At 42.4% G+C, this 16,530-nt stretch carries 14 protein-coding genes; 10 read left to right on the top strand and 4 right to left on the bottom strand.

Features of this window, described 5'->3' with window-relative positions; translation table 11 throughout:
* The first annotated feature begins 414 nt into the window (after window positions 1-414).
* Window positions 415-1,287 carry an agmatinase gene (gene speB / locus KUV80_RS12080; RefSeq protein ID WP_222462951.1) on the top strand — a complete coding sequence of 291 codons (873 nt, stop codon included), beginning with the start codon at window positions 415-417 and terminating at the stop codon, window positions 1,285-1,287.
* Window positions 1,288-1,337: 50 nt separating this feature from the next.
* Here speB and KUV80_RS12075 read toward each other — a convergent pair whose 3' ends face one another.
* The gene (locus KUV80_RS12075; protein ID WP_222462950.1) at window positions 1,338-1,961 is read right to left on the bottom strand and encodes an AmiS/UreI family transporter; all 624 of its coding nucleotides are present in this window, start codon (window positions 1,959-1,961) and stop codon (window positions 1,338-1,340) included.
* A 242-nt stretch (window positions 1,962-2,203) separates the two neighbouring features.
* On the opposite strand from KUV80_RS12075, the gene KUV80_RS12070 reads away from it, so the two are divergent.
* Window positions 2,204-3,943 carry a PAS domain-containing sensor histidine kinase gene (locus tag KUV80_RS12070; RefSeq protein ID WP_222462949.1) on the top strand — a complete coding sequence of 580 codons (1,740 nt, stop codon included), beginning with the start codon at window positions 2,204-2,206 and terminating at the stop codon, window positions 3,941-3,943.
* Window positions 3,944-4,177: 234 nt separating this feature from the next.
* On the opposite strand, the gene KUV80_RS12065 is transcribed toward KUV80_RS12070, so the two are convergent.
* A complete protein-coding gene (locus KUV80_RS12065; RefSeq protein WP_246625169.1) occupies window positions 4,178-5,191 on the bottom strand; it encodes an NADP-dependent oxidoreductase in 1,014 nt (337 codons plus the stop codon).
* Window positions 5,192-5,395: 204 nt separating this feature from the next.
* On the opposite strand from KUV80_RS12065, the gene KUV80_RS12060 reads away from it, so the two are divergent.
* From KUV80_RS12060 to KUV80_RS12045, 4 genes are all read left to right on the top strand, one after another.
* The gene (locus tag KUV80_RS12060; RefSeq protein ID WP_222462947.1) at window positions 5,396-5,836 is read left to right on the top strand and encodes a DUF1934 domain-containing protein; all 441 of its coding nucleotides are present in this window, start codon (window positions 5,396-5,398) and stop codon (window positions 5,834-5,836) included.
* Entirely contained in the window at window positions 5,833-7,503 is a 1,671-nt protein-coding gene (gene argS, locus KUV80_RS12055; RefSeq protein WP_222462946.1) for an arginine--tRNA ligase, read from the top strand. Before KUV80_RS12060 ends, argS begins: the two co-directional genes overlap by 4 nt.
* A gap of 263 nt (window positions 7,504-7,766) precedes the next feature.
* Window positions 7,767-8,315: a DinB family protein gene (locus KUV80_RS12050; RefSeq protein WP_222462945.1), complete on the top strand. Its 549-nt coding sequence runs from the start codon at window positions 7,767-7,769 to the stop codon at window positions 8,313-8,315.
* Window positions 8,316-8,401: 86 nt separating this feature from the next.
* Window positions 8,402-8,572 carry a XapX domain-containing protein gene (locus KUV80_RS12045; protein WP_222462944.1) on the top strand — a complete coding sequence of 57 codons (171 nt, stop codon included), beginning with the start codon at window positions 8,402-8,404 and terminating at the stop codon, window positions 8,570-8,572.
* Window positions 8,573-8,574: 2 nt separating this feature from the next.
* On the opposite strand, the gene uvsE is transcribed toward KUV80_RS12045, so the two are convergent.
* Window positions 8,575-9,528 (bottom strand): UV DNA damage repair endonuclease UvsE, encoded by a 954-nt coding sequence (uvsE, locus tag KUV80_RS12040; RefSeq protein ID WP_222462943.1) that lies wholly within the window; start codon window positions 9,526-9,528, stop codon window positions 8,575-8,577.
* A gap of 27 nt (window positions 9,529-9,555) precedes the next feature.
* Complete coding sequence (cls, locus tag KUV80_RS12035; RefSeq protein WP_222462942.1) at window positions 9,556-10,740, bottom strand: cardiolipin synthase; 1,185 nt, start codon at window positions 10,738-10,740, stop codon at window positions 9,556-9,558.
* Window positions 10,741-10,940: 200 nt separating this feature from the next.
* On the opposite strand from cls, the gene KUV80_RS12030 reads away from it, so the two are divergent.
* From KUV80_RS12030 to KUV80_RS12015, 4 genes are all read left to right on the top strand, one after another.
* The gene (locus KUV80_RS12030) at window positions 10,941-13,073 is read left to right on the top strand and encodes a (Fe-S)-binding protein (protein WP_222462941.1); all 2,133 of its coding nucleotides are present in this window, start codon (window positions 10,941-10,943) and stop codon (window positions 13,071-13,073) included.
* Between the two features lie 154 nt (window positions 13,074-13,227).
* On the top strand, window positions 13,228-14,412 hold the full coding sequence (locus KUV80_RS12025; RefSeq protein ID WP_222462940.1) for an acetyl-CoA C-acetyltransferase: 1,185 nt from the start codon (window positions 13,228-13,230) through the stop codon (window positions 14,410-14,412).
* Between the two features lie 30 nt (window positions 14,413-14,442).
* The gene (locus KUV80_RS12020) at window positions 14,443-15,276 is read left to right on the top strand and encodes a 3-hydroxybutyryl-CoA dehydrogenase (RefSeq protein ID WP_246625205.1); all 834 of its coding nucleotides are present in this window, start codon (window positions 14,443-14,445) and stop codon (window positions 15,274-15,276) included.
* A gap of 113 nt (window positions 15,277-15,389) precedes the next feature.
* Window positions 15,390-16,529, top strand: a complete 1,140-nt coding sequence (locus KUV80_RS12015) for an acyl-CoA dehydrogenase (protein ID WP_222462938.1) — start codon at window positions 15,390-15,392, stop codon at window positions 16,527-16,529.
* Window position 16,530: the final 1 nt, after the last annotated feature.

Below are 16,530 nucleotides of genomic sequence, written 5' to 3'. Positions count from 1 at the left end.
GCGGTGAGCCTCCTTGGCGCCATGCGCCATTAGGAGTCTCACCTGTCACGCTGACCCCGCAGGAGTCTCACACCTTACACATCCAATCAACTTGCTTGGAAGAACTTTGCTGTTTTTGGAAGTAGTTGATTTCCGTTTCAGGATGCTCGCTTTTAACGGTGCGTGCGGTGAGTCTTCATAAAAGATAGACATTCAAGGGAGCATACTTGCTCCTGCGTCTACAAGTAAATCCTGCCGTTGGGAGCTTCCTCGTCGCATGCCTTACAAGAAGTTTTTCTAGAGGTAGGCAATACACTCGCAATCAACTGCTAGATGAAGTATCGCAATAAAATGAATTGAAATATGGGGCCGTCAAAGGTGAGTGTGAACTTGCTTTCGGGACGGTCCTGTATTTTACATAAGGAGTGTAAAATCATGCGTTTTGACGAAGCTTATTCTGGAAATGTGTTTATTTTAAGCAAGCCTGATTATAAGACGGCTGATGCTGTTCTTTACGGTATGCCAATGGATTGGACGGTTTCATTCCGTCCGGGTAGCCGTTTTGGCCCTGCTCGTATTCGTGAAGCATCTCTTGGCCTTGAAGAATATAGCCCATATATGGACAAGCATCTAGAAGAAGTGAATTATTTTGATGCTGGCGATATCCCATTGCCGTTCGGGAACCCGCAGCGTTCATTAGATATGATCGAAGAGTACGTTTCAACATTACTCGCTGACAACAAGTTTCCACTTGGAATGGGTGGAGAGCACCTTGTAACTTGGCCGATTTTTAAAGCACTTAAGCAAAAATATGACGACTATGTCGTGATTCATATCGATGCACATGCTGACCTGCGTGAGCAGTATGAAGGTGAGATCCTTTCACACTCAACGCCGATTCGTAAAGTTTGTGATCTTATTGGAGCAGAGAACGTGTACTCGTTTGGAATCCGTTCTGGTATGCGCGAAGAGTTTGAGTTCGCAAAAACAAGCGGCATGCATATGTATAAGTTTGATGTGGCAGAGCCTTTAAAAGAAGTACTGCCGACACTGAAAGGCCGCAACGTTTATGTAACAATTGATATTGATGTTTTGGACCCATCTGCAGCACCAGGAACTGGAACAGCTGAAGCAGGTGGAATTACATCAAAGGAACTTCTTGAATCTATTCAATTGCTTGCAAAAGCGGATATCAATATCATTGGAGCAGACTTAGTAGAAGTGGCTCCTATTTATGACTCGTCTGAACAAACACCGATTGCAGCTAGTAAATTTCTTCGTGAAATTCTGCTAGGCTGGGTAAAGTAAATGAAAAAATCCCGGAACTTTAAGTTGAATGCTTAAGCCCGGGATTTTTATTATTGTGCGACCTCTTGAAGCACTTCTTCTTTTTTGGCTTTAAAAAATAGGACAGCTTCAACACCAAAGTAGAGAGAAGAGACTATACATACATAAAGCCAAATCTGCTGAAGCTCCGCGATCTGCCAGAGATCAAGGAGCATAAATAAGGAAGGCAAGGTTAATGTCACCCATGATTGTACGAAAGCAACTTTTCCGATATACCCTTCATACGGCTTTTTCAAAGCGGAAGATAAATAGAATAAAAACCATAGAAATGCCCACATGACCCAGATCATGGCGTTTACATGATCATTTTCCTGAACATAAAATACAACAGCGTATACGAGTGCCATCATCGCCACCCATAATGAATAAAAGCCAAGGCCGCTAGAGTCATATCCTTTAAGAATGGTTGCACCTAAGTAGAGATAGGTAAACCCGAATAAGAAAACGGCTCCATTGTTAAACATCGACCAGTTTGATTGATCAGACGAAATGATAAGGTAAATTGGTGTAATGACCTGCAATGCACCAACCAATATATTAAAAAACGCTACACTTTTTTCTTCTGCTTTACCAAGCAGCATTAAACTGTTTAAAAACAATGCTGCTCCTGAAAATAATAAGCCAATTGCACCCATCTTAAAACCTCGTTACGTTATAGAATAGTTGTAGAGTAAAATTCGACAGAAGTCAGACCTCTTACATTCAATAAATATATAGAAATTAGAAAGGTAAAGCAATGGAAACTTGAAGAAAACGAGAGATGGAAAAGAAATCTGTACATTTTTTATCAAAATATGTCGAAATTTGTTATACAACTAAGATTTTTTTGCTATAGTTAACAATAGAAAATTCGACGCGAAAAGGAGGGACGATCGCAATGGAAGCGATTACAAGAGATATGAACTACCTGCAAGAATTTATCGACCAACTATCTGATGCTGTTCTGCTTGTTGCACCAAGCATGCAGATAGCGGGAGTAAATAAACAATTTCTCATGTTAACCGGTGAAGAGAATATTCAGACAGGGCGGTCTGTTGAAGAAATCGTAATGCGTCATAAATACGGAGAAGAAGGTACACTTTTAACCAGAAAAGGCTATGTAAGTGTAAGTATCCATGAAGGTTTACTGCCTCTTAATAAGGACATCTATAGGTACTTTATTTTAAAAGAGCAACCAGCGATCGTTCATTCCTGTCAAGAGTCATTATTGAAAACGTTAATGAATATCGTGCCTGATTTTATTGGAATAAAAGACGGACAAGGCCGTTTTTTGTTTGCAAACGAATTTGTGGGGAAGCTTTTTGAATTGCCCGGATTTGATTTCACAGGCAAAACAGATGCTGATATTGCAGAGATCAAACCTTTCTTTCGTGATGTGTTTCAATATTGTATTGAAACAGATGAACAGGTCTGGCAGGCAAAAGAAATCGTGCGTTGCGAGGAATACGTTCCTGAAAGAGATGGGACCATTCGTTATTTTGACGTGTATAAAATACCTGTGTTCAACACAGATGGTTCTCGAAAAAACCTGCTCGTTTTCGGGAGGGAAGTAACGGAGAAGTTTGAATCCAGAGTGCTGCTTGAAGAAAGTGAAGCAAGATACAGACTGCTGGCTGAAAATGCGATGGATATGATTACAACTCACTCAGCAGACGGGACGTTTACCTATGTATCACCAGCATGTGAAACACTTATCGGTAGAAAGCCTGAAGAACTAATCGGCCAAACCGGTTATGGCATCTTACATCCTGATGATGAGGAAGCATCGAGAAAGGGACATGAACAATTGATGCAAGGGCCTTCCACAGCGACTGTTCAGTTTAGACTGCAGCACAAGGATGGTCATTTCGTTTGGCTTGAGACGTCATGTAAGAGCATTGCAGATGAGACAGGAGAAGTCGTTGAGATCATTGGGGTCACTCGTGACATTTCTGACCGTAAAAAGTCGGAGGAAATGCTCCGTCAGTCAGATAAACTCTCCATCGTTGGACAGCTTGCAGCGTCTGTCGCACATGAGATCAGAAATCCGCTAACTTCATTAAAAGGATTCGTGCAGCTTTTTCAGGAACGTGAACAAGTTGAAGCCGCACACTACTACAACATCATGTATAAGGAACTGAACCGGATCGATCAAATCATGGGACAGCTTTTATTGCTCGCAAAACCACAAGCAAAAGCATATAAGAAAACATCGTTAAAAGAGCTTGTTGATTTTGTAACCATATTATTGGAGCCAGAGGCATTCGTTCAAAACGTTAAAATCCAAAGTGATGTTTGTGAAACATTACCGCTCGTTATGGCAGAAGAGAATGAGCTGAAGCAAGTATTGATCAATGTTATTAAGAACGCAATGGATTCTATGACAGATGGAGGAATCATTCATATACAAAGTGAACAAAAAGATAACAAAATCCATTTAACAGTTAAAGATCAAGGATGCGGAATTCCAGCTGATCGCCTCGAAAAAATCGGAGAACCTTTTTACACGACAAAAGAAAAAGGCACTGGTCTCGGACTGATGGTAAGTACAAAAATTATGAAAGAGCATAAAGGGGAGTTAACGTTTCATAGCTTGGAAGGAGAAGGAACGACAGTTAGGATGATATTGCCTGTTTAAATTTTTTAGGTGTGCGTGGTGTTTGTGGCATGTGGTTGATAGCGAAAATTGTCGACAAGTGTCGACTCGTGGATAAACCCCAAAAACTTTTGGATTGAGACCCATTTTTTGTGGATTCAGAGCCAAAACTTTTGGATTCCACGTCCAAACTTTTGGATTCACTGTCACCGCCTAATAAAAAAGCTGTTTCCAACCTTTTTTTCAGGTTGAAAACAGCCTAATCCTAACGATCTATCATAGATTTTCAGGCTCAGCTACTTTAACGAGCTGTTTGCCTGTGTTTTCACCAGAAAACAAGCCTAAAAACGCATCGACTGTGTGTTCAAAGCCTTCCACGATATTTTCGCTATAAGATAGCTTGCCTTCTTTTAGCCATTTTGCGAGCTGAACGGCTCCTTCTTCAAAATGAGCGGCATAATCGCTTACGATAAAACCTTTCATGAGTGCGCTGTTGATGAGCAGTTGACTCTGTATACGCGGACCAACATCCATCTTTTCCAGATTATAAAGGGCGATCTGACCGCAGATTGCGATACGTGCCCCTTTGTTAATGGACGAGAGGACACTATCCGAAATTTCGCCTCCAACGTTGTCAAAATATACATCCACGCCATCAGGACAGGCTGACTTCAGCGCTTCGAATACATTTTCTGTTTTGTAGTTAATCGCTTCATCAAACCCAAGCTCGTTTTTTAAATAAGCGGTCTTTTCATCAGAACCTGCAATACCTACGACTCGCGCACCTTTAATTTTGGCGATCTGTCCAACAATCGTTCCAACAGCACCTGCAGCACCACTAACCACAACTGTTTCGCCTTCTTGCGGATTTCCGATATCTAACAATCCGAAGTAAGCCGTTAAGCCGGTCATGCCCAAAACTCCGAGATGAGTAGTGAGAGGGGCAAGGGATGGATCCAGTTTTCTTACAGACACGTCACTTACCGTATTGTACTTTTGCCAGCCAAGATTTCCGATCACGAAATCCCCTTCAGCGAGTTCCGCAGAGCGGGATTGAACCACTTGTCCAACGATGCCACCTGAGATCACTTCATTTAATTTATATGGAGGCACATATGATTTACGGTCATTCATGCGTCCTCTCATGTAAGGGTCAACAGATAAGTAGATGGTTTTTACGAGCACCTCGCCGTTATCTAGCTCAGAAACAGCTGCTGGTTCAAATTTAAAATCGCTTTTGGCAGGAGCACCCTTTGGACGGTTTACAAGTAAGATCTTCTCGTTTTTCATCTTATTCCTCCTATAAAACATAAATTTATCTTCTACGTGTAATCATACGCTGAATGAAAATACTTTCCAAAAGAAGCGCTCATTTTTGAAAAAATAAAGGGATTTTATTAAAAAGACATCCATAAGGTTGAAGGAGTGTACTGAAATCTTTTATAATAGGTAAGTTAAAGGTAAGGTTACACCAAAAAAGGAAGTGTTATTCGCATGGATCAAGATACGGAATTGTCTGTGGCGCTCTCCATAAGTTCAGAAGTCCACTTTAGCGGTGAGAAGGAAAAGCATTACACCGAGACAGACGGAAAGCTCTATAAAAGAGGGGACGTAGTGTACCTGCAGTATAAAGAAGAAATAGAAGGTGCGGGATCTGTCAATAATGTTATTAAAATCACACACTCAGGAATTCTGATCATCCGCTCAGGCAGTGTATCTATGAAACAGAAATATTTAATCGGTCAGACAACAAAAGGCATGTACGATAGCCCATATGGCCAGCTTTGGATGGAAACCACGACACATGAAATGAATTTCCGGTGGAATCAGCAAAAACAAACAGGGGATTTGAACCTCGCGTATGAGCTGGTCCTGCAAGGTGAACATACAGGAACACATCGAATCAAGATTAATTTTCAGGAGGCAAAAGCATGAATATCCTTGACCAGGTCAAGCACCTGTTAAAAGAAGAGATTGAAGAAGCAGTCGTTAAAGCTGGACTCGCTAAAAAAGAAGAGCTCCCGGCAGTGGTGCTTGAAGTGCCGAAAGATAAAGCAAATGGTGATTTCGCGACGAACATGGCGATGCAGTTAGCGCGTATTGCGAAAAAAGCGCCCCGCATGATTGCAGACGAGTTAGTGGCGAACTTTGATAAAAGTAAAGCATCCATCGCAAAAGTAGAGATTGCGGGTCCCGGTTTTATTAACTTTTACATGGATAACTCTTATCTGACTGACTTGGTGCCGACTGTTCTAAAAGCAGGCAAATCTTACGGACGTACTGAACATGGCGGTGGGAAAAAGGTTCAGGTGGAATTTGTTTCTGCGAATCCTACAGGAGCTCTTCACTTAGGACATGCTCGTGGTGCCGCTGTCGGTGACACGATCTGCAATATTTTGAATTTTGCAGGATACGAGGTTTCACGAGAGTTTTATATTAATGATGCTGGAAACCAGATCAATAACCTTGCAACATCGATTGAAGCTCGTTACTTTCAGGCGCTTGGCAAGGAAAAAGAGATGCCAGAAGATGGTTATCATGGAGCGGATATTATTCAGTTCGGTAAAGACCTCGCCGAAGAGTATGGTGACTCGTGGCTTGCGAAAGAAGAAAGCGAACGTGTAAGCTTTTTCCGTGAATATGGCTTGACCCGAGAACTGGACAAGCTCAAAAAAGACTTGGCTGCGTTCCGTGTGAATTTTGATGTATGGTTCTCTGAGACTTCTCTTTATAACAATGGAAAAATTGAAGCAGCTCTTGAGAAGTTGAAAGCAAAAGATGTTGTGTTTGAGGAAGAAGGGGCAACGTGGTTCCGTACGACAGATTACGGTGATGACAAAAACCGTGTGCTCATTAAAAACGATGGTTCGTTTACTTATTTAACACCTGATATTGCGTATCATAACGATAAATTTGAGCGTGGCTTTGAAAAGCTGATCAACATCTGGGGAGCGGACCACCACGGGTACATCCCTCGTATGAAAGCAGCGATTCAAGCGTTAGGCTATGAAAAGGAACAGCTTGACGTGATGATTATCCAGCTTGTTTCTCTTTTCCAAAACGGAGAAAAAGTACGTATGAGTAAGCGTACGGGTAAAGCTGTTACACTTCGCGAATTGATGGAAGAAGTGGGTATTGACGCGACACGTTATTTCTTCGCCATGCGCTCAAATGACACGCATCTTGATTTTGATATGGACTTAGCGGTTTCCAAATCGAACGAAAACCCGGTATTCTACGTTCAGTACGCACATGCGCGTGTATGCAGCATGCTGCGCCAAGGAGAAGAAATGGGTCTTTCCTACGCGAGTGACCTGGATTTGTCACAGATCGATTCTGAAAAAGAATTTGAGTTGTTAAAGAAAATTGGGGAGTTCCCAGCTGTTATTAATGAAGCGGCTGAAAAGTTATTAACGCATCGTGTGACGAACTATGTGTTCGAGCTCGCTTCTGCTCTTCATAGTTTCTATAACGCTGAGCGTGTACTGGATGCTGAAAACAAAACCAAATCACAAGCACGTTTTGCTTTGATGAAAGCAACACAAGTGACGATTGAAAATGCGTTGAACCTTATTGGGGTCGAAGCACCAGAGCGCATGTAAGATTAGTATAATGGTGAAAAACCTGTCTCTTGGCAGGTTTTTTTATAGTCTTTTTTCGTATTGTTTTTGAAAGTAGTTGTTTTCCGCTCCAATGGGATTTAAGAGCGATGCATGAGATTTACGAGCCTGCATGGAATTTACGAGCGCTGCATGAGATTTACGAGCGAGCCTTACGTGGAAAAGCTGGAAGAGCAAAAAAGGAAATCACCGGGAATTCTTGAATAGTAAAGGGTGGAACGCTACAACATTAGGAGGATATTCATATGCAAACTTCTAGCCAGAGCCCTTTTGTGATTGATCAGATCGAAGGGTACTCTAAAGACTTTTCGTCATTGATCTGTATGATGAATTACACGAGACGGACAACAATTCAAGCGGTAGAGAATTTAACCGTTGAAGCACTCGACTTCAGAATCAACGGAACGGGCAACTCGATCGGGATGCTGCTTGCTCATAGTGTAGCAGTTGAAAAAATCTATCAATTTTTAACGATGGGAGGCAAAGACCTGCCTGACGAAGAGATAGACCGTTATGCTGATACCTTGCAGCCTGCACTGGATTTAGGTGAGGCAGCAACGATTATCTCAGGAAACACGGCGGATTTTTATTTGGAAGACATGGAAAAAACGCGCGAAAAAACGTTGGAGCTCTTTCGCACGCTTCCAGATTCTTGGCTTTATGAGACAACACCTTGGTGGGACAACGAACTTTCAAACAACTATTTTAAATGGTTTCATGTGTTTGAGGATGAACTGAGCCATCGCGGTCAGATGCGGATCATTCAGAAACATTATGAGCTGTCTAAAAAATAATAAAACATGCAAGGATATTGTAAGGCAATCCTGCCATATTAATAAGAGATAGATTTTTAACTTACTTGATTCAGGGGGTACATCATTTGAAAATCATTCTGTTGTCACTCATTACAGGCGCTCTCGTAGGGTTTGTTTTTGCGATGTTTAAACTGCCAATTCCAGCTCCGCCCGCTCTTGCGGGTATCATGGGAATCGTTGGCATCTATATCGGTTTTCAGCTGTACGGTTGGGTAGCTGCCACCTTCTTGAAATAATTCTACATGAAGATTGTACCGCCGCTCATTCTTTTAAAGCCGCGCACACGCTCAAGCTCATCGATGAGCTGAAGAGCAGCGCGGTCTTTTTGTTTCGCTTCAATCATCACATCAAGCTCATCTGTGAAATTAGAAACCATCTTAAAAAATGGAAGCACATAGTCAAGATTGACAAAATCGTGATGGCTTCTGTAGGCTTTCTCATCTTTAGGTGAAGAAAGGTGTACCTTTGGTGGTCTGCCCGTGTTTTTCCACGTTTGAACAAAGCGAGGCAGCAGCTCTTCAAGCGGCGTTTCCCCGGGGTTTGCTTTGTAATGATGGTAATCAAACATGAGTGGAATCCCTTCTTTTTCACATACTTGAAGTGTTTCTTCTGTTGTAAAGGTTTTGTCATCATTCTCAAATGTCATGCGGCTCTTAATCTCTGATGGAATTCTTTTTATATTTTCATAAAATCGATCAAGAGATGTTTTCTTGTCCCCGTAAGCACCGCCAACGTGAATGTTGATATAGCTTCGATCCTCAATTCCCATTCCTTTTAATAGATCATAATGATATTGCAAGTCTTTTACGGCATTAACGGTGACTTCATGGCGTGGACTCGTAAACAAGGTGTATTGATTCGGATGCATGCTCGTACGCAGGTTATATTTTTTTACGAGTCTCTCTATTTCCTTGCATTCTTTTTTTGTTTTCGCTAAAAAATCCCACGCGGCATCCGGGTGGGTTGCCAGTGGAACGATTGAAGAAGACATGCGGTATAAAGGCAGTTCATGTGCGACACAGTAGTGCAAGACACGCAGTGTGCGCTGCAGGTTATTCTTCGTTATGGCAAGCAATTGTGCTTCCCGTTCTTTTTTGTCGCGCTTTTCGTAAGTCGCGAAAGTCATGGTTTTAGCTGGCGAGGCCTCATATAGATTGAGAGCCGTCGAAACAAATCCAAACGATACTAGCATTTTTGGCCCCCTATTATGAACAATTGATTATAAAAATGGCGAGACAATAAAAGCGGTTGCCTCTTTTATTCGCACCCAGACCGTACGAATCTTCTTAAGATGCTCTACCGTCAGTTTCTCTGAACGTGCCAGATCGGATTCAATTACTTTTTTTACTTCTTGAATATAAGCTTTTTCTGTAAAAATACAGTTGATTTCATCGTTAAAGAAAAAGCTTCGATAATCAAAGTTAGCCGTTCCGATATCGCAGATGTTTTCATCAAAAATCAGCACTTTTGAATGATAAAAACCTTCATGAAACTGATAGATGCTAGCTCCTGCTTTCAATAAAGGTTGTAAATACTGATAAGATGCCTCTTTTACAAGTACATGATCAGGATTCATTGGCACGAGCACCGTAACCTCAACGCCCCGTTTGATCGCACGAAGCAAAGCCCTGTTCATCTTTTTACCCGGAATGAAGTAAGGTGAACCAATAAATATGCTTTTTTTAGCTCTCTGAATTTTTTCAAAAAAGAATCGATAGACAGCATCACCGTTTGAGTGAATGAGCATAAACTCCTTTTGCCCTTCATTTTCATGATGGGTGGGAGGCGGGGGGGTTAAATCGTCGCCAGATGCTACATTCCAGTCTCTGAAAAAAGAATGCTGAAGTTCAGTTACGATTGGACCTTTTAATTTCATATGATAATCGCGCCAATCTCCGAGCTTTGTATTTTTTCCGATATACTCATTGCCTGCGTTATAACCGCCCAAATATCCGATATTTCCATCGATGATGGTGATTTTTCTATGGTTGCGATGATTCATTCGATATAGAAAATAGGGAAACCCAGGCTTATTGCTGTACTGAAAATGAATGCCTGCGTCTTTCAAAGAGGATATGGTTTCTTTTTTTACCTCTTTACTTCCTAAAAAGTCGAGTAATAATCGGACTTCGACCCCTTCTTTCGCTTTTTGGATCAAGCTATTGCATAGCTCATCACCGAGTTCATCATCGCGTAAAATATAAAACTGAATATGAATATGTAAAGTGGCTTCTTTTATATCATGAAACAAGCTGTCAAAAAAGTGATAGCCTGTCGATAAAAAAAGCATTTCTCCTCTTGTAGCAGAAGGCGGTTTTTCCAGACTGACCATCTTTTTATGTCCGAAATAAAAATCAATCCCTGCAAGAAGACAAAGGATTGTTATGAAAAGAACGATCCACATCTGAATTCCTCCTTTATGAAAAACTTTTGCTTAGTATACCCGGCCTATGTAAAACAACTAAAAAAAATTTTTATGAAGTCCGACTGAATGCTCATTCATTTATTTTTTATGATATAATGATGTCAGAAAATTAATTTCTTTTAGAATAGTTAAAAGAGAAAGAATTAGGGAACTAAGCATAGGGAAGGGAGAGAAAAGAGATGAACGGCTTAATGATAGCAAACTGGCTTGCATTTCTTTTTGTAACCGCTTACGCATTGTTTTTATTTGCTTATGTGGTTAAAACAAGATACGAATTTATCAAGCTTGGGAAAAAGGTTGAGTTCGATCATACGGTACAAGAAAGAATCAAAGCCGTATTAGTAAATGTCTTTGGACAGAAGAAGCTTTTGAAGGACAAAAAAAGCGGAATTATTCATATCATGTTCTTTTATGGATTTATTCTCGTCCAGTTTGGAGCGATTGATTTTATTTGGAAAGGTCTTTCCCCTGGAGATCATCTGCCTTTAGGGCCGCTTTATCCGGGATTTACTTTCTTTCAGGAAATCATCACGTTAATGATTTTAGTAGCAGTCGTTTGGGCTTTTTACAGAAGATATGTCGAAAAGCTCGTACGCCTGAAGCGTGGCTTTAAATCGGGATTAGTACTTTTATTTATTGGCGGTCTGATGCTTTCTGTTTTATTAGGAAACGGGGCTGAAATCATTTGGCATGACCTGCCGTACGAGTGGTCGGCGCCGATCGCTTCCGGATTTGCGTTTTTGCTTAGCTTTGTCGGGAAAACAGGAGCCGCTGTCATTTTCTTTATCTCATGGTGGATTCATCTCTTATTTTTACTAACGTTCTTAGTGTACGTTCCACAGTCTAAACATGCTCATTTAATTGCAGGTCCGCTAAACGTTTGGCTCGGACGCAAAGATAAGGTTGGAAAATTGTCATCCATCAACTTTGAGGACGAAACACAAGAAGTTTTCGGTGTGAACAAAATTGAAGACTTCAATCAAAAACAGCTTGTTGATCTTTATGCGTGTGTGGAGTGCGGGCGTTGTACGAATGTTTGTCCAGCTACTGGAACAGGCAAGATGCTCTCCCCGATGGACATGATCATTAAACTGCGTGACCACCTGACAGAAAAGGGTGCTGCTGTTACTTCCAGAACGCCTTGGATGCCTGCGTTCGCTTTTACGAACACCACTGGAAACCAGATTGCTTTTGAGGCGAGAGGTAAAGGAGCACAAGAAACGGCAGCTGCTACAGATGGTTCATCCGCTTTGTCTTATGATGTGGCGATGATCGGTGAAGTCATGACAGAGGAAGAAATCTGGGCGTGTACGACATGCCGAAACTGTGAAGATCAGTGTCCGGTTATGAACGAGCACGTTGATAAAATTATCGATATGCGCCGTTACCTAGTTCTCACGGAAGGAAAGATGGATGGTGATGCGAAGCGCGCGATCCAAAACATCGAGAAGCAAGGAAACCCTTGGGGAATTTCGAAAAAAGAACGCGAGAACTGGCGTGAACTGAAAGAGGACATCGTGATTCCAACCGTAAAAGAAAAGGAAAAAGCGGGTGAGGAATTTGAGTACTTGTTCTGGGTAAGTTCCATGGGTGCCTATGATAACCGTTCACAAAAGATTGCTCTTTCCCTTGCAAAGATCATGAATGAAGCAGGAATTACATTCGCGATTCTAGGCAACAAAGAGAAAAACTCAGGTGATACGGCTCGTCGTCTTGGAAATGAGTTTTTGTTTCAAGAGATGGCGACGGCGAATATTGCGCTGTTTGAAAAGCATGACATCAAGAAAATTATTACGATCGATCCGCATGCTTACAATACGTTTAAAAATGAATACCCTGAATTCGGTCTAAAAGCAGAAGTGTATCACCATACGGAACTTTTAGCGGAATGGTTAAAAGAAGGAAAGATAAAGCCGCAGCATGAAGTGAACGAGACGATCACGTATCATGACTCATGCTACCTTGGCCGGTATAACGAGGTCTATGAACCGCCTCGTGATATTTTAAAAGCGATCCCGGGAGTAAAAGTCGTTGAGATGGATCGCAACCGTCAAAACGGAATGTGCTGTGGTGCAGGCGGCGGTATGATGTGGATGGAAGAAAAAGCAGGCTCTCGTGTAAACGTTGCGCGGACAGAGCAAGCTCTAGCTGTGAATCCAACGATGATTGGAAGCGGCTGTCCATATTGCTTAACAATGCTAAGTGATGGAACAAAAGCAAAAGAAGTAGAAGAAGAAGTTCAAACACTAGATGTTGTAGAAATCCTTGAAAAATCGTTGTTTGGACCTCAGAAACAAGAGATGATTCAGTAATAACATATAAATAAGTGCAGGCTGCTTGCTTCGATGCAGGCAGCTATGTGCTTGGAAGCCGGGTGACTGAGCGTTCGCTCGGCATCCTTGTCTCATTAAAAATGAAAACGTTTTCTAAACGCTTTATCACATATTATCCAAGGAGGTTTTTCACATGGCAAAATCGGTCATTGTAAGTGGTGCTCGTACACCTGTTGGGAAATTTGGAGGAGGATTAAGCTCCCTTACAGCATCAGATTTAGGCGGGATCGCCATTAAAGAAGCACTTCGCCGTGCTGACGTTTCATCCGAATCGGTAGATGAAGTCATTTTAGGCTGTGTTCTTCAAGGCGGGCAAGGTCAGATCCCTTCCCGGCAAGCTGCTCAAAAGGCAGGTTTACCATGGGGAACGAAAACGGAGACGATCAATAAAGTATGTGCTTCTGGTCTTCGTGCCATCACAATGGCTGATCAGATCATTCGTGCTGGGGATGAAGAAGTCATCGTCGCGGGCGGTATGGAATCGATGAGCAACGCTCCCTATATTTTACCGAAAGCGCGTTGGGGACTTCGAATGGGAGACAGCTCGGTGAAGGACCTTATGGTACATGACGGACTCACGTGTACGTTTACAGGTGTGCATATGGGCATCTACGGAAATGATGTCGCCGAAGAGATGGAAATCTCTAGAGAGCGTCAGGATGAGTGGGCGTACCGCAGTCATAACCTGGCTGTTATGGCGAGTGAGAATGGTGTGTTTGCTGAAGAAATCGTTTCAGTTGAGGTACCTCAGCGTAAAGGGGATCCAATGGTTGTTTCTCTAGATGAATCACCTCGAAAAGATACTTCCGTTGAATCGTTAGCTCAATTAAGACCTGTTTTTTCTAAAGAAGGTTCGATTACAGCAGGTAATGCGCCTGGCGTGAACGACGGAGCAGCGGCAGTGGTTGTGATGAGCGAGGAACGTGCAGAAAAAGAAGGAAAAGAAGTGCTGGCAACGATTTTAGGACACACAGCGATCGCGGTTGAAGCGAAAGACTTTCCGAAGACACCTGGGCTCGTCATTACAGAACTTTTAAAGAAAACAGGAAAAACGATAGAAGAAATCGACCTTTTTGAAATCAATGAAGCCTTTGCGGCTGTTGCGTTAGCAAGTGCAGAACTTGCAGGACTTGATCTTGAAAAAGTAAATGTAAACGGTGGTGCAGTGGCGTTAGGACATCCGATTGGGGCGAGCGGCACGCGCATCGTACTGACATTAATTCATGAACTAAAAAGACGCGGCGGCGGACTTGGCATCGCATCAATCTGTTCAGGCGGCGGTCAAGGTGATGCGATTTTAGTAGAAGTAAAAGCATAGGGAGATGAGAACGTGAGCATTCAGCAGATTATGGTAATAGGCGCAGGACAGATGGGGTCAGGAATTGCCCAAGTATGTGCCATGGCGGGATATAACGTTATTTTACATGATATAAAAAACGAATTTGTAGAAAAAGGGATCGCGCACATTCAGAAAAACGTAAATCGTCAAGTAGAAAAAGGCCGTATGGAGGAAGGGGAAAAAGAGAAAATCCTTTCTCGAATATCTCCATCCGTTTCTCTAGAGAACGCGTCAAAAGCAGATCTTGTGATTGAAGCGGTCGTTGAGAACATGGAAGTGAAAACGCAATTGTTCAAGATGCTTGATCAATTTGCGCCAGACCATACGATCTTAGCATCAAATACTTCCTCTTTGCCGATTACAGAGATTGCAGCTGCGACTGATCGTCCGGAAAAAGTGATCGGGATGCATTTTATGAACCCTGTTCCGGTTATGAAACTTGTAGAAATCATCCGCGGGCTTCAAACGGCAGACGATGTGTATGACACGATTGAAGCCGTTTCGAAAAAGCTGCAAAAAGTACCAGTGGAAGTAAACGACTTTCCAGGATTCATCTCTAACCGTATCCTCATGCCGATGATTAACGAAGCGATCTTTGCTGTTTATGAAGGCGTAGCAACCCCAGAAGCGGTTGACGAGATTATGAAACTCGGAATGAACCATCCTATGGGGCCGTTAACATTAGCTGACTTTATTGGTCTAGATACATGTTTGTACATTATGGAAACCTTGCATGAAGGGTTTGGTGACGATAAGTACCGTCCATGCCCATTGCTTAGAAAATATGTAAAAGCAGGCTGGCTAGGAAAGAAGACGGGCAAAGGCTTTTACACCTACGCATAGGGGTGTGGGGGTCTGACCCCACACAAAGACAAAAACGTAGTTTGTCTTTGTGAGAAAGACAGATTGCGGAACGGCACACATTTCAGCATTTCAAATGGAAATGGGGAGAGACCATGAACCTCGTGTTTACAGAAGAACAAAAAATGATGCAGAAGATGGTTCGGGATTTTGCACAAAAAGAGATAGCACCGGCCATTGAAGAGATGGAAGAGACGGAGAAGTTTCCGCGTCATCTTATCAAAAAGATGGCTGATCTTGGACTTATGGGCATTCCAATTCCGGAAGAATACGGTGGAGCGGGGATGGATTTTACATCGTACATCATTGCGATTAACGAATTATCAAAGGTGAGTGCAACGGTAGGCGTTATTTTATCGGTCCATACAAGTGTCGGAACAAATCCGATTCTTTATTTTGGGAATGAAGAACAAAAGAAAAAATACATTCCTAAGCTAGCGAGTGGAGAGTACCTTGGTGCGTTCGGACTAACAGAGCCGAGTTCAGGTTCTGATGCAGCAAGCTTGAAAACGAGAGCGGTTAAACAAGGTGATCATTATATCTTAAATGGCTCGAAGATTTTTATTACAAATGCGGGTGAGGCAGATGTATATATTGTGTTTGCTTCAACAGAGCCAGATAAGGGCAGTTACGGCATCTCCGCCTTCATCGTAGATAAAGATACACCTGGGTTTTCAGTAGGGAAAAAAGAGAAAAAAATGGGGTTATACGGATCGAATACATGTGAGATCGTTTTTGAAGATGCACGAGTCCCTGCCGAAAATCTGCTAGGAAATGAAGGAGAAGGCTTTAAGATCGCGATGAGCAACTTAGATGCGGGCAGGATCGGAATCGCTGCACAATCTCTTGGTATCGCTGAAGCCGCACTCGAGTATGCGACGAACTACGCAAAAGAAAGAAAACAGTTCGGCAAGCCGATTGGGGCGAACCAAGGGCTTGGATTCAAACTCGCAGATATGGCGACAGAAGTGGAAGCTGCAAAATTACTTACCTATCGTGCAGCGGACTTAAAGACGAACCATTCGCCATGCGGAAAAGAGGCGTCGATGGCAAAGCTTTTTGCGTCAGAAACAGCGATGAAGTCAGCGATTGAAGCGGTGCAAGTTTATGGCGGTTACGGCTACACGAAGGAATATCCGGTTGAGAGACTGTTCCGTGACGCGAAGGTCTGTCAGATCTACGAAGGAACGAGTGAAATTCAGAGGATGGTTCTTAGCAAACACCTACTAGGGTAAG

Source organism: Fictibacillus nanhaiensis (assembly GCF_019801215.1).
GTDB classification, from domain to species: Bacteria; Bacillota; Bacilli; order Bacillales; family Fictibacillaceae; genus Fictibacillus; species Fictibacillus nanhaiensis_C.
This window is presented reverse-complemented; position numbering and strand designations above follow the sequence as displayed.